Raw genomic sequence first — 13,086 nt, forward strand, 5'->3', positions numbered from 1 at the left:
TTATCCCGCGTATCTTTAATGCCAATAGGCAGAATAGGTGGCGAAAAACGGCCTAACTTGTCCGTTTGTCACCTTTTGCTGAAATTAACACCCGTTTTAGGCGAAAATATCAACACCACCATTACCATTAGCCAGCGATTGCAACGCCGCAGGTGTCACGAGCGGTGTGCTGTTCGATACATCACCCGATGCGCTGCTACCGTAAGCGGGTTGGCCGTGTGATGCGAAACTCTGCTGATTTTGTTGGCTCTGTTGTTGTGCCTGTTGCCACTGTCCTTCACTGCCGACACTGCTTTGGCCCAACTGGATACCACTTTCAGCCAATGCCGAGCGTAAACTTGGCATCGCCGCTTCAATAGCTGCCCGAACCTGGCTGTGAGCTGAAGCAAAGTGCAACTGAGCTTGGTTATCTTCCATTTTCAGGCTGATTTGCAATGCCCCCAACTCTTGCGGATGTAGCCGCAGTTCGGCATTTTGTTGGCCGTTACGACTAAACATCACCACTTGTTGCCCCAGCGATTGTTGCCATTCCTGGCTACCCAACTGAGCGCTTAAATGGCCACTGACGGGCACGCTAACCGGGCCACTGGCTGTCGCTGGCAGAACCGGGCTGGAAACCGGAGGGAGTGATGGTGTTACCGTGGCTGAACTCACGGCTATTTTATCCACCGCGGCTGTGGCAATGGTTTTGTCGGTCGGTACGGCTACGGGGGCGGCTTTGGCACTAAGGCTGCTATCTGCATCCTGTGCTGTCGTCAGACGTGCCAGCTTATCTTGGGCGGTAGTGGTTTTAGCCTTACCGGGGGTGGCCGCTGGCAGTGCGTTGTTGGTGGCATTGTCACTTTTCGCAGTGCCGATTGTGCCGCTGATCAATGCCGCCAAACCTTTATCTTGTGAGGTCAGACTGGTCAGAGTAGCTAAGTCCTGCCTGGCGCTGGTTTTGTCGCTGGTCAGGCCATTGCCGTCAGTCAATGGCGTTTTCTGTCCATTGTTGGCACTGCCCAGCGTGGTAGCAACCTGGTGAGGTAACATGGCTAATAACGACTGCAACGCACTGGATTCGGCCAGCGCGGTGGTTTTATCCAGCGTGCTGTCATCATCTAATGTGTTTTTCTTCACATTAGCCGCGTCTCCAGTCTGCCCTGCGTGGGTCAGGCCTACAGGCAACGTGGCGCTAATATCACCTAAGGCGGCCAATAACTGATTCAATTTACTGTTACCACTGATTGACTTTCCTCCGTCCACATTGGCAGTGATATCAGTGGTTGCAGCCAGCGATGATTTCAGGGTCGAGGCATCCATAGCCGTCAGCTCTTTACCCAGTTGGTCACCCAATAATTTGGCAAAATCAGCCGGTAGCCCTGCGTCTGTAAACAGCGCAGCAATCGATGAAGAGGAAGATGCACCCTCAGTCTCACTGGCAGTTGCAGTGGCAGGCAATAGGGACAGATTCATGAATTAAGACTCCTTTGTGAGGCGCGCTGTGCGAACTCATCCATCAATTTTTGATCCAAACGGTTTTCTTGCAAGCGCGCGGTGGTTTCAGCCCGCTCATTCAAGGTTTCAAATGCATTTAACCGTTGCTGCTTTTCTTGCCAATGCTTAACTGCCTGCTCAACTTTGGCATTCCACTGAGCCAACTGATTACGATGTTGGTCAATGGCTTGCTCCAGCGTCTGAATAAATTGCTGATAGTTTTGCCAACTGGAGGAGGCCATCCCGTTACTCAGTGTGTCATTCAACCGCACCCGGTATTCATCCTGATAAGTCAGCAACATCGTGAGTTGCTGCTCAGCATTCTGATAGGACAGGCGAACCTGACCCAGTTGCGTGCTTGCCTGTTCGACGGCTTTCTGGGCCAGATCGCGCAGGGTGATGAGAGGTGACTGACTTTTCATCGTATTCCTTATACCCTCCGTACTTGAAGCCGCAGGGGTGTTGGCTACCTTCACTTACCCAAATGACTTGACTGTGTAAGCTTATTGGGATTAATGAGGCTCACCCTACGGGCTAGCATAAATGCTGTTCAAATCGGTTCCCGACCGATTTGTCATTCATTTGCCGCCTACCTGCCACGCCAATTTCTTTGGGTATACGACAGGGGCGGTGGCTTGAGTCACTGGCTATCAACCCGGAAACAGACTCTTCAGATGCTGGCATGCATCGTCGTAACTGCTGCGTTCGAACATGCCTTGCTGTAAGAAGATTTCCATTTGCGGGTAAAGGGCGATAGCCTTATCCAGTAGCGGATCACTACCGGCGGCATAGGCACCCACACTGACCAAGTCACGGTTACGCTGATAACTGGCAAGTAGTTGTTTAAACTGGCGAACTTGACTGTAATGGTTCTCATCGATCAGTGATGTCATGGCACGACTGATCGATGCTTCAATATCGATGGCCGGATAGTGGCCAGATTCAGCCAGACGGCGTGATAACACCACATGACCGTCGAGAATGGCGCGTGCCGAGTCGGCAATCGGGTCTTGCTGGTCATCGCCTTCGGTTAATACGGTATAAAATGCAGTAATCGAGCCACCGCCGGTGACACCGTTACCCGCACGTTCCACCAGCGCCGGTAATTTAGCGAATACGGAGGGTGGATAACCTTTCGTTGCCGGTGGTTCGCCGATGGCCAGCGCAATTTCACGTTGCGCCATGGCATAGCGAGTCAGCGAGTCCATAATCAGCAATACGTGCTGACCACGGTCACGGAAATCTTCTGCAATGCGAGTTGCATAAGCGGCACCTTGCATACGCAGTAATGGCGATACGTCGGCAGGCGCGGCTATCACTACCGAACGAGCACGGCCTTCCGGCCCTAAAATATTCTCGATAAAGTCTTTTACTTCACGGCCACGTTCGCCAATCAGACCCACCACAATGACATCTGCTTGGGTATAACGCGCCATCATGCCGAGCAGCACACTTTTACCTACCCCAGAGCCGGCGAACAGACCCATACGTTGCCCACGGCCAACGGTCAGTAGGGCATTAATCGTCCGCACACCGACATCGAGTACCTGCACAATCGCGGTACGTTGTAATGGATTGATTGGCGGGGTGATCAGTGGGGCGCGATAACTGGTTTCTGGTGCAGGCAGACCATCAAGCGGTTTGGCACTGCCATCCAATACCCGCCCCAGGAGTTCCGGGCCGAGCGGCAGTTGTTTACTGGCTGAAGCACCGCCTGTGGTCACCCGGGCATAGACTCTGGCACCGGGTACAATGCCTTCGACTTCTTCCAGCGGCATCAGAAACAGGCGATGGCCGTTAAAACCGACCACTTCACTTTCAACTTCCTGCACTGCGCCGTTATCGTGGCGCTCAATCAGACAAGTTGCGCCCAATGGCAGCTGTAATCCCGTGGCCTCCAGGACTAAACCCGTGGCGCGGGTCAACCGCCCGTAGCGACGGATAGTGGTTGACTGGCTGATGCGCTCTTCGAATTTATCTAAAGAGGCGAGCCAACGACCAAGGCGCGCGGTCATCATAATTCTCCCGGCGCGGCGAGGCGGCACAACTCATGCCAGCGGGTCGCCAAACTGGCATCGAGATCACCTTCTTCGGCGCTGACTTTGCAGCCACCCGGATGAATTTGACTATCACCCAGCAAGCGCCAGCCATGCAGACTTAAGGTGCTGCCTAAGCGTTGCTCGACGACAGCCAGATCATCAGGATTAACCCGCAGTTGTGGCTTACCGGTGAACATCGGTTCTTGCTGAATCAGTTGTTGGATTTGGGCCAATAATGCCGTGCCATCACAGATTGCAGGTTGCCCGAGAATTTGTTTCGCGGCGGCCAGGGCCATTTGCATTAACCGCGAGGCAATCACGCTGTCGAGTGCATCAAGGGTACTTTGGAAGTCGTTCACCAGCAGTTGCCAGTGGGCAGTCATCGGGGCCAATTGCTTTTGAGCATCGGCCAGTGCCTGTTGATGACCTTCCTCCAGACCGGTCTGGTAACCTTTATCCAACCCTTCTTGTAACCCTTTAGCGAACCCTTGTTGGCGGCCCTGCTTCTCGGCTTCGAGTTGCAGATTTACCAGTGCTTGCTGCTCACTGACCCCGGTTGATTCGCTATCGCTACCCGTATCCGGTTCATCAGTAAACAGCATACTGATATCCGGCGCAGCCGCGGGCGGAGTAGTATCCGATGTAGTGGCAAAGTCGTTGAGTGACCAAGGTTGCCAGGGCAGGGCATTTATCCTGTCAGACATAGATATCCTCGCCACCACCAATGACTATCTCGCCGCTTTCCGCCAGACGACGGACGATAAGCAAGATGGCTTTCTGTTCGTTTTCGACCAGTGACATACGTACCGGTCCACGGGTTGCCAGATCGTCGCGCAAGATTTCTGCTGCACGCAATGACATATTGCTGAGGAAACGCTCGCGCAATGCTTGATCGGCACCTTTCAGGGCGATCAACAGTGATTCGTTGTCTATCTCTTGCAGTAAACGCTGAATGCTGCGGTCGTCGACACTGACCAAATTCTCGAACAGGAACATTTCGTCGATAATTTTTTGAGCCAATTCGCCGTCGTATTCGCGTACTGCGTCCATGACCGTCTCTTCCTGTTGTGTTTTCATCAGGTTGATAATCTCGGCCGCTGTGCGGATACCGCCCATTTTGCTGCGTTTGAGGTTCTGGCCATCGAGCAGGTTGTTCAATACTTCGGTCAACTCAGCCAATGCGGCGGGCTGGACACCACCAAAGGTGGCGATACGCAACATCACATCGTTGCGCAGGCGCTCGTCGAACAGCGCCAGTATGTCGGCGGCCTGAGCGCGTTTCAGATGGACCAGGATGGTGGCGATAATCTGCGGATGTTCGTCGCGGATCAGGTCGGCCGCCATCTGCGGTTCCATAAAGTTGAGCGTTTCCATGCCACTGGTGGTTTCGCGCGATTCCAGAATATCTTCCAACAAGCTGGATGCGCGCTCTTCCCCCAGGGCTTTTATCAGCACACTGCGCAGGTAATCACTGGCGTTGACGCTCAGTGCGGCATATTGCTCGGCATCGTCTTCAAATTCAGCCAATACATCAATCAGTTGCTGGTGAGAAACCTGACGCATACTGGCCATGGTGGTACTGAGTTGCTGCACTTCGCGCGAGGAGAGGTGTTTAAACACCTCAGCGGCATGGTCTTCACCCAGAGTCATCAGCATGATGGCGCTTTTTTCAGTTCCGGTCAGGCTCATTGGTCATTACTCATCCATTGACGGATAACCAGCGCGACAACACGTGGGTCTTTATCCGCAAGTTCGCGTATACGCTGGGCCTGAACTTCAGCACTCACTCGCTGCTGATTTTTCTTACGTAAGGCCAGCTCTTCTTTACTCTGTTTGGCATTTTCAGACGCTACCGCAGTCTGGACAATGTTATTGACCGATGCCGCAGCCTTATCAGCAACTTGTTTCTTAGCGACCATAGGGCGCACTAATTTGCGCCATAAAATCCATGCCACCAGCAAGATAAGCAGATAACGACCAGCATTTAACATCTGATCAAAGAACGATTGTTGCTGCCAGAAGGGCAGTGTGTTGCCGCTGGCATCATCGGTGGCGTTAAATGGTGTATTCACCACATTTAATGTGTCGCCACGATCAGTAGAGAAGCCCATCGCCTCGCGTGTCAGGGATTCCACTTGTGCCAATTGATCCTTGGTCAGCGCAACTGGCTTGCCCGCCTTATCACTGCCGTAATTAACAACAACGGCAACAGAGAGGCGCTGCACCATGCCAGCTTGTTGCTGGGTATGACGGATTGTGCGGTCAACTTCAAAGTTAGTGGTTTGGTCGTGGCGGCTGTTGCTTGACGTCGCTGTCGATTTAGCGGCAGTGGCCGGACGATTAGCCGCGTTGGCATTGTTCGCTGTGGCACCAGCAGCACCGGCAGCAGGCGTCGCTGCTGGGGTTTCAATCGGTGCGACCGGTGTGGCAGATGGCTGATTGGATAATGCCCCCGGCACACCACCGACATTGGTTCCCCCCAGTTGTTCACTGGTGCTAACTTGCTGTGAGCGGACCGCGCCTTTGTCGGCGGCCTGATTAGGCTTGTACTCTTCATCGGTCTGTTCACGGCTGGCAAAATCAACTTGAGCCGTGACCTGCGCATGCACATTACCGTTACCGACCATCGGGGCGAGTATGGTTTCAATGCGACGTTGGAAGCGATTTTCAACTTCGTTAGTAAATTTGAGTTGTGCGGCGTTTAAATCACGGCCCGCACTGTCGGATTGCGTTAACAAACGGCCGGTTTGGTCAACGACAGTCACGTTACCCGGCGGTAAACCGGCCACGCTGCTGGAAACCATATATACGATGGCGTTAATCTGGCCATCATCAAGGGCACGACCTGGTTGCAATGCGAGTGTTACAGAGGCGGTTGGAGACTTTTGTTCCCGAACAAAGAGAGAAGGTTTTGGCATTGCCAAGTGAACACGCACATTCATCACTGGCCCGAGGGTGCCAATAGTGCGCGCCAGTTCACCTTCCAAAGCGCGCTGATAGTTAATTTGCTCACTGAATTGGCTGATGCCAAACTTTTCCTGATCCAGCAGTTCAAAACCTACCGCACCGCCTTTAGGCAAGCCTTGTTGGGCCAGACGCAGGCGGGTTTCATGTACCTTATCTGCCGGGACCAACAACGCGCCACCATTATCAGCGAAGCGATAAGGGATATTCAGTTGTGTCAGTTGCGTAACGATATCACCACCGTCACGATCATTCAGGTTGCTATAAAGGACGCGATAATCCGGGCTTTTAGCCCATAACATCAGCGCGACAATAATAGCGACAGCCGCAGCCGCAGCAATCAGCAGTGGGATTTTTGGATTCGCGCGTAGGCGTGCCAGTGTCGTCGTAAAAACATTCTCACGATTTTCACCGCCAGTTATCGAGGCATTCATACACGTCCTTGGCCAAGCTGAACAACGTTTGAGTTAGTATTTTTTATGTAACTAGTGTGTCGAAACAAAACAGACTCCCAAGTGCTGTGAGCGATAAAGCATCAATAGCTGATCTCCCCTTTTATGGGCATGCCATTATTTGCTGTAAGTGATGAATTCGATGGCTCAATAAGCCGGTATTTTTGTGTCTAATTAGCGGCTTTAGTACAAAAATGATGTGTTAGGGTGTCATCCTGAAAATAGTGACACGTGGCGAATGGTGAATAACCGCATTTACGGACTCATTTTCCATGTTGTTATTTGACCCATTACATCGTTTGAGGATGAGCATGTCTGTTCAAGGTATTGAAGGGGTTTTACAGCAGTTGCAGGTCACTGCATTGCAGGCATCCGGTTCGGCAAAGATGTTGCCAGTAGAGGCCGGCTTCGCCAGTGAGTTGAAAGCGGCCATCGGCAAAATCAGTGAAAACCAACAGCATGCCCGCACTCAGGCTCAGAATTTTGAATTGGGTGTGCCCGGTGTTGGCCTGAATGATGTGATGGTAGATATGCAAAAGTCATCAGTATCTTTGCAACTGGGCATTCAAGTTCGTAATAAGTTAGTTGCGGCTTATCAAGATGTGATGAATATGGGCGTGTGAGTGGGTAATGCTATTGAATTATATAGTAAAAACCACTATACAATTTTCTTGTGGGGCATGAGTGGGGCATTTTGAGAAAATTTAGCATTCAAAAGTGCAATTTGCTCATTGTTGCTTTCTGGCATCCATTCCCCATAAACAGAGAAAACCATCTGCGCAGATGCGTGTCCCATCTGTGAAGCGATGAATGATGGGTTTGCACCGGCCGACAACAGCCAGCATGCGAATGTATGACGTGATTGATATGGTTTCCTTGACCTGATCCCCGATCTCCTCAATGCTCCGTTCCATATCTGGCCTAGTGACTCAGTTGAGTAATAATCACCGCAAAGCTGGTTTGATGATGTAACTCTGGGTATGAAGACGAAAGTGCAACTGTCTTCCCTTGTTTTTCTTGCTTCTCTTGTATGGATCAGTATTTGATATTGCGGCCCCATCCTTGTGTATAGCATTTGACTGCGCAGGGCTTCTTTTGCATTGTCCGTAAGCTGAATAATGCGATCGGTTCCTGCGTCGGTTTTTGGTAAAGTAAACTGCTTAACTCGGGTAAGATTTCTCCTTACCATAATTGTGCCCGCTTCGAGGTCTACATCCTCCCACGCCAGTGCACAAAGTTCTCCATGCCGCATGCCGGTATATACAGCGAGTGTCCATAAGTTTTTAATTTGCTGATGGGTGCAACCATCGAGCATTCTAAAGAACTCATCTCTTGTTAGCGGATCTGGCTGTGGCTTACTTTTCCTCAGTCGAACCAAATTTGATGTTGGATCTGAATTAGAGTACCCATTCCCCGCCGCAAACATAAATGCTGATTTAACACATGCCAGGCAATAATTAACAGTTGGCACCGACCGCCCTCTAACCGCCGTAATCTGGTGACGTCGAGGTAATTGCATCCCATTAAGCAACTCATTTCTCAACTTCAAAATGTCTTCATTTCTGATTGATGAAGCCTGCCGGTCAGGACCAAGTAGAATAGCTGCCGTTTTCAGTGTTGATGTATATCTATCGTGGGTGTTTAGCGAAACCTCCGGCTCTTTCAGGGAAAGCCATTTGTTGAACAACACCTGAACGGTAATATTCCTGATTTCTGTGGTTGTATATTGTGATGCATTTGGTGACTCAGGAAACTGTTTTGCATAGTCAAATGTTCCGGTCTTAATAGCGTACCCAATTGACTGACGCAAATCAGATGCTATTTTTCTGTTCTTAGGCGTATCAGGAACCCCAAGGGATTCCCTGCAACGCTTTTTCTGATACATAAACCAAATGCGTAGATATCCTCCATGATGCTCTACGCCGGTAGGGTATTGCTGTTTGCTCATAATTGACCCTTATGAGGTTGATTGGACTGTAGGTTATACCGCTTTTTTTAGCTTTGCGGTTGATGGCTGGATACTTTTTTGACGCTCGACCCAGTTATCAATAGCTTCCCTGTTATACATACACTCGCTATTGGGTTTTGGATCATCTTCAGGAGAAACCAGTAAATACTCCCTCCCTTGCAGCCACGATTTCTCTCTGGCCCTCTTAATTGTTCCAGGACGAAGGCCGGTTAAAGTAATAAGCAGATCCTCTGTTACCCACTTATTCGGCACAATTTGAATAACATTTGTCATATCTGGCCTCTTATCTCTTTATCAATCCCATCACCTATTCCACTTAAACTGACCATTCAGCACTCCGATGGCGAAAAGAAGCCAAGCCAGCTTGTAGCCAAGTGGCTTTAGCTTTTCGTAGTGGCGCAGGATGATAGGGCGGGTGATGGAGTCTTTGTTTGTGTTGGCCGGCAGAGCGGCGAGGGTGATTTTAATTTCGTTGTTACACATTCTGGCGGTAGATTGGAGCGCGTTCTGTCTCTCTTCTGGAGTCACGTGTCACCATCCTTTTACTCGCACCAACCAGAAAGCTGCGCAGACGCCGATTAGCAAAAGAATCCAGTCGAGATATGCCATTAAAAAGCTAAACGCATCCATCAGTGAACTCCCTTCAGCGCATCACCCACAACATAGACAACCATGCACATAAAGAAGAGGGTGAGGATTATCACCACAAGTATCTCAGTTGATAATTTGAGTCGTTTCATGCTGCTTTACTCCCGGTTAATATTTCCTGCCCAATCGCTTTTAGCTCATCGCGCTTAACGGTCGTGAACATGCAGCGAGGTTTGATGAATGGCCGCCAGATGAACAACAGCGAACCTTTGTTGTTACCGTTGATTGGCTTTCCAGTATCAGAGCGTAGAAACGATATCCGGCCATCAGTAATGAATCGCACCTCATCCACAGATTGCAGTGCCTGGCTAAACCAGCCTACAGATGAGTCGGCCGGCACAAGCATCACTACCGGCTGGAGTTGCTGCTTACATTGCTCAGCCGCCTTGGTTACCCAGGGTGAGATATCGGAGTAGGGTGGATTGCACCAGATAGCGCCGCAACTTTCCCATGCACTAATAAGTGCATCGTCTTGCTCGGTGAGGTATCGGGCGCACAGGGCGCTTTTGTGACTGGCTGCTGCATCCAGGTAAAAGCCAAACTCAATATCTAATGCGGTGAATATGTCGGCGGGTGTCATCCATAAATCTTTCAAGTTATCCGGGGTGTGGCTGCCGCCGTAATCACTCATGCCGCCTCCATTATCTTTCTCACTTTCGCTTTCACTGACTTCACCGTTTTAACTGGAGTTGGCGGGACAACTTGCCGCGGTACCGGTCTCTTTGATTTATCGCCGGTTCGTAGCCGCTGCTTTATTTTCATGTCCCACAAATAGGCTTCTTTGTGGTCACGTCCGTCATCCGGCGCGCGGCCGACAGTCAGAATTAGTTCGCTGATATCGTCCATCAGGCCACCTCTGCCATTTCAAAAGGGACCATGCTCAACAGCACGTATCCAGCCTTTAATTCGCTAATATCAGCAACATGCGTCACCTGCCGGATTACAATTTTTCCTGTGTATTGGGTTCCATTAAATTCATTAAGAATTAACAGGTCACCAACCATGTAATCTCTATCATTCAGGCGCACTTCGGCGGTCTTCACCCCCTGATATACGGGCGCAAAGAATTCCGGCCTGATTTTCAGGTCGTGAGTTTTCATAGGGAATCTCCAGGTTATTTAGATGAAGTCCGTTTCCCTTTGATTGCTTTCTCGCAATCTGTCCATACGGTTTTAGCGAAGTGTTGACGGGGTATACTGAGAACGTAGCGGCGTTGTTCACCGTTAGGCCCGATTGGCTCGTTGAGCCACTTTTCGAATGAGTCGCTCATGCTGAACTCCAGATAGTGAAATCCGTTTACTGAGAGTTCCGTGGTGGGGTTAAAGCGAGTTACCGATACACTTCGCTGCACATGAGCACAACGTTGGGCTTGCGCTCTTTAATCAGCGTTGAGATGGTTAAGCATTCGGATTGAGTAGGGTAGATATCTTCGGTAACTGGCAGGGCATCACAGACATCAAAGCCGCAGGAGCTTATGAGAAGAACAAAGCCGATTAGCATTAGTCCTCCGCTGGTTTTGCTACTGTGAAAAGCGGTATCACATGGATAAAGTCATCTTCTGAATCTGCGTAATCATTATAATTACTAGCCTCATCCTCCATAACTCCCTTATCACCAATGCAGCACTCATTATAATAAGCAATATCATTTTTATCGGCCAATCCCCACGCTATAGGCTCCTGATTTTTTAGTGCCTCCAATTGCTCACGCAGTGATAGCAGTTCAGCATTTCGTTCAATCAGAGCATGGGCCATTTGATTGATTAAGTGACCATCGGGCCAAACGTGAGTTAGTTTGACTAACTGCCACTTGTCATTCATCGACATTTTTATCTGTAATTTCTGTTCTTTACTCAGCATCTGCATTCCCCTCTTTGTTCAAAGGATAAGCACCGCACAGGGCCATCTCCTCATCAATCCGTTCAATCGTTGATAATGGCCCAGCAACCCCATAATCCATTGAGTCAATGATTGCGTCGCAATCAACACTGGCAGGGGTGATATCAACCCCGTATCTATCCTCAAACCAGTCAGTGATTCGCTGCGACAAAAGCATGTGGTCACGCGCCAACTCATATGACCGCTTGAGGTCTTTAATTATCTGAGGCTTTGTCATCACCCCCCCTCGACCATGAAACCGGCTGCTTTGATTGCTGCGTTCCAGCCCACAGCAAAACCTATGCGCGGCTCACATTTTCCGTCAAGAATATACTGCCCTTTTTCATTTCGGACATACTTATCAAGCAACACAACCGGCTTTTGCTGCGTGCCGGTGAATAGCATTATCTGCCTGCGCGGGTCGGTGAATGGGTTTGCAGGGTCAATCTTAAACAGGTAGCCGCAGCCATCGTTAGCCATGCCTCGCAGTTCTTCTGCGTCAGTCCACGCTACCGGCACCTGATCGCCTTTCAGCTTCTCGTTTGCCGCTGATAACGCTGCTTCTGCTTTTGCTAGCTCTGCTGTAACTGACGAATATGCAGTAGACATGGATTCATATTTATTACGCACAACGCCGTTTTCTTTCTGTGCCGCTTCCAGTTGGGCTATCAGTGCACGTTCACTAGGTCTGTCATTCCAGTCGGCGGCAGCATCCTTTTCACTGCGATACCATCCAATACCTACGGGGCCATTGAGGAAATCAGTCAGGCAGACTGAGCACTCAACTAGAAAGCTCATTCCATTACTCGTTAATAAATGAGCTTTACCGCCACAGAATGGGCAGGGTTTCAACTCTTCTATGTTATTCATCAATTTTTACTCCTATGGGCAGCATCGTGGTGAGCAGCCGCAGTAATACCTGCGACCGTCAAAATTAACTTCACCCCACTCACCGCATACGCATTCTGCATATTCGACTTCCTCGGCCCGTTTTTTAGTACGGTTCTGGCTGGCAGATGGCTTAACCGTTACGTGTAATCCAGTCCATTCAGATTTAGTCACTATTCGCCGCCGACTGATATTGAACGTCATGCCAAGCAGCCGCTTAGCTTCACGATTTGATTTCATGCTCACCCCTCAGGCTGGCGGCGAACCTTTCAGGCAACTTTGGATAAATCAGTGGCTTCCACGCCAATACTTCTTCTCCACTTTCAATCGATTGATAATAATCACTATATTCAGGATGTCCGTGATATGAATGCCAACCAACGGCATTGTAATAATCGCCGTTGTCGTCTTGCAGAGCCCAATCAGATTCGTCATCTCCTCCATCACAAGGCATATTGAGATATCGCAGCATGGCAACTCTAACCGTGACTTTCCCGCTAAAGGTGCTGGTATACCTGACGATGGCCCAACATTGCATTTGATGTCCCAATTTAACTTCAGGTACTGAGTTTTCGTTCCACAGAGCTGCATTCTCACTAACCAACTGCTGTACCCTAGCAATGGTGTCACCCGCCACCGCGCCGGTAATACCCAAAGCCTCGGCAATCAGAGTGCAGGTATTGAGTGCTGAATCGCGCTCATCTTTTAACGTTTCGTAATCAGTATTTTCAGACATAACTGTTTCCTCAGCAGATTGACTGCCGGTAATGGGG

General features: G+C 50.0%; 19 protein-coding genes. 1 reads left to right on the forward strand and 18 read right to left on the reverse strand.

What is annotated here, in order from left to right; all coding sequences use genetic code 11:
- Window positions 1–96: 96 nt before the first annotated feature.
- The 6 genes from Q2T71_RS07870 to fliF all read right to left on the reverse strand — a co-directional run bounded on the left by Q2T71_RS07870 (window position 97) and on the right by fliF (window position 6,913).
- Window positions 97–1,455, reverse strand: coding sequence for a flagellar hook-length control protein FliK (locus Q2T71_RS07870; RefSeq protein ID WP_372558679.1), 1,359 nt, complete (start codon window positions 1,453–1,455; stop codon window positions 97–99).
- On the reverse strand, window positions 1,452–1,898 hold the full coding sequence (fliJ, locus tag Q2T71_RS07875) for a flagellar export protein FliJ (protein WP_372558680.1): 447 nt from the start codon (window positions 1,896–1,898) through the stop codon (window positions 1,452–1,454). The genes Q2T71_RS07870 and fliJ overlap by 4 nt, the downstream gene beginning before the upstream one ends.
- A gap of 228 nt (window positions 1,899–2,126) precedes the next feature.
- Entirely contained in the window at window positions 2,127–3,491 is a 1,365-nt protein-coding gene (gene fliI, locus Q2T71_RS07880; protein WP_372559880.1) for a flagellar protein export ATPase FliI, read from the reverse strand.
- Entirely contained in the window at window positions 3,491–4,219 is a 729-nt protein-coding gene (fliH, locus tag Q2T71_RS07885; protein ID WP_372558681.1) for a flagellar assembly protein FliH, read from the reverse strand. The genes fliI and fliH overlap by 1 nt, the downstream gene beginning before the upstream one ends.
- The gene (gene fliG, locus Q2T71_RS07890; protein ID WP_083159147.1) at window positions 4,212–5,204 is read right to left on the reverse strand and encodes a flagellar motor switch protein FliG; all 993 of its coding nucleotides are present in this window, start codon (window positions 5,202–5,204) and stop codon (window positions 4,212–4,214) included. The genes fliH and fliG overlap by 8 nt, the downstream gene beginning before the upstream one ends.
- A complete protein-coding gene (fliF, locus tag Q2T71_RS07895; protein WP_372558682.1) occupies window positions 5,201–6,913 on the reverse strand; it encodes a flagellar basal-body MS-ring/collar protein FliF in 1,713 nt (570 codons plus the stop codon). Before fliF ends, fliG begins: the two co-directional genes overlap by 4 nt.
- A gap of 329 nt (window positions 6,914–7,242) precedes the next feature.
- Between fliF and fliE the strand changes: the two genes are divergently transcribed.
- Complete coding sequence (gene fliE, locus Q2T71_RS07900; protein ID WP_372558683.1) at window positions 7,243–7,554, forward strand: flagellar hook-basal body complex protein FliE; 312 nt, start codon at window positions 7,243–7,245, stop codon at window positions 7,552–7,554.
- Window positions 7,555–7,589: 35 nt separating this feature from the next.
- Here fliE and Q2T71_RS07905 read toward each other — a convergent pair whose 3' ends face one another.
- From Q2T71_RS07905 to Q2T71_RS07960, 12 genes are all read right to left on the reverse strand, one after another.
- Window positions 7,590–8,879 carry an Arm DNA-binding domain-containing protein gene (locus tag Q2T71_RS07905; RefSeq protein ID WP_372558684.1) on the reverse strand — a complete coding sequence of 430 codons (1,290 nt, stop codon included), beginning with the start codon at window positions 8,877–8,879 and terminating at the stop codon, window positions 7,590–7,592.
- Between the two features lie 33 nt (window positions 8,880–8,912).
- The gene (locus Q2T71_RS07910; protein ID WP_145603526.1) at window positions 8,913–9,173 is read right to left on the reverse strand and encodes an excisionase family protein; all 261 of its coding nucleotides are present in this window, start codon (window positions 9,171–9,173) and stop codon (window positions 8,913–8,915) included.
- 30 nt (window positions 9,174–9,203) lie between these two features.
- The gene (locus Q2T71_RS07915; protein WP_372558685.1) at window positions 9,204–9,428 is read right to left on the reverse strand and encodes a hypothetical protein; all 225 of its coding nucleotides are present in this window, start codon (window positions 9,426–9,428) and stop codon (window positions 9,204–9,206) included.
- A 208-nt stretch (window positions 9,429–9,636) separates the two neighbouring features.
- On the reverse strand, window positions 9,637–10,179 hold the full coding sequence (locus tag Q2T71_RS07920) for a phage N-6-adenine-methyltransferase (RefSeq protein WP_372558686.1): 543 nt from the start codon (window positions 10,177–10,179) through the stop codon (window positions 9,637–9,639).
- On the reverse strand, window positions 10,176–10,394 hold the full coding sequence (locus Q2T71_RS07925; RefSeq protein ID WP_372558687.1) for a hypothetical protein: 219 nt from the start codon (window positions 10,392–10,394) through the stop codon (window positions 10,176–10,178). Before Q2T71_RS07925 ends, Q2T71_RS07920 begins: the two co-directional genes overlap by 4 nt.
- A complete protein-coding gene (locus Q2T71_RS07930) occupies window positions 10,394–10,648 on the reverse strand; it encodes a DUF3850 domain-containing protein (protein WP_372558688.1) in 255 nt (84 codons plus the stop codon). The genes Q2T71_RS07925 and Q2T71_RS07930 overlap by 1 nt, the downstream gene beginning before the upstream one ends.
- A gap of 14 nt (window positions 10,649–10,662) precedes the next feature.
- Entirely contained in the window at window positions 10,663–10,818 is a 156-nt protein-coding gene (locus tag Q2T71_RS07935; protein ID WP_155412594.1) for a hypothetical protein, read from the reverse strand.
- Between the two features lie 229 nt (window positions 10,819–11,047).
- Window positions 11,048–11,407: a hypothetical protein gene (locus Q2T71_RS07940; RefSeq protein ID WP_372558689.1), complete on the reverse strand. Its 360-nt coding sequence runs from the start codon at window positions 11,405–11,407 to the stop codon at window positions 11,048–11,050.
- A complete protein-coding gene (locus tag Q2T71_RS07945) occupies window positions 11,397–11,663 on the reverse strand; it encodes a hypothetical protein (RefSeq protein WP_372558690.1) in 267 nt (88 codons plus the stop codon). Before Q2T71_RS07945 ends, Q2T71_RS07940 begins: the two co-directional genes overlap by 11 nt.
- Window positions 11,663–12,295, reverse strand: a complete 633-nt coding sequence (locus tag Q2T71_RS07950; RefSeq protein WP_372558691.1) for a Lar family restriction alleviation protein — start codon at window positions 12,293–12,295, stop codon at window positions 11,663–11,665. Before Q2T71_RS07950 ends, Q2T71_RS07945 begins: the two co-directional genes overlap by 1 nt.
- 12 nt (window positions 12,296–12,307) lie before the next feature.
- Window positions 12,308–12,553: a stationary-phase-induced ribosome-associated protein gene (gene sra, locus Q2T71_RS07955; RefSeq protein WP_372558692.1), complete on the reverse strand. Its 246-nt coding sequence runs from the start codon at window positions 12,551–12,553 to the stop codon at window positions 12,308–12,310.
- A complete protein-coding gene (locus tag Q2T71_RS07960) occupies window positions 12,537–13,049 on the reverse strand; it encodes a hypothetical protein (protein ID WP_372558693.1) in 513 nt (170 codons plus the stop codon). The genes sra and Q2T71_RS07960 overlap by 17 nt, the downstream gene beginning before the upstream one ends.
- Window positions 13,050–13,086: the final 37 nt, after the last annotated feature.

The organism is Yersinia sp. 1652 StPb PI (genome assembly GCF_041538345.1).
In the GTDB taxonomy this organism is placed as follows: Bacteria; Pseudomonadota; Gammaproteobacteria; order Enterobacterales; family Enterobacteriaceae; genus Yersinia; species Yersinia enterocolitica_E.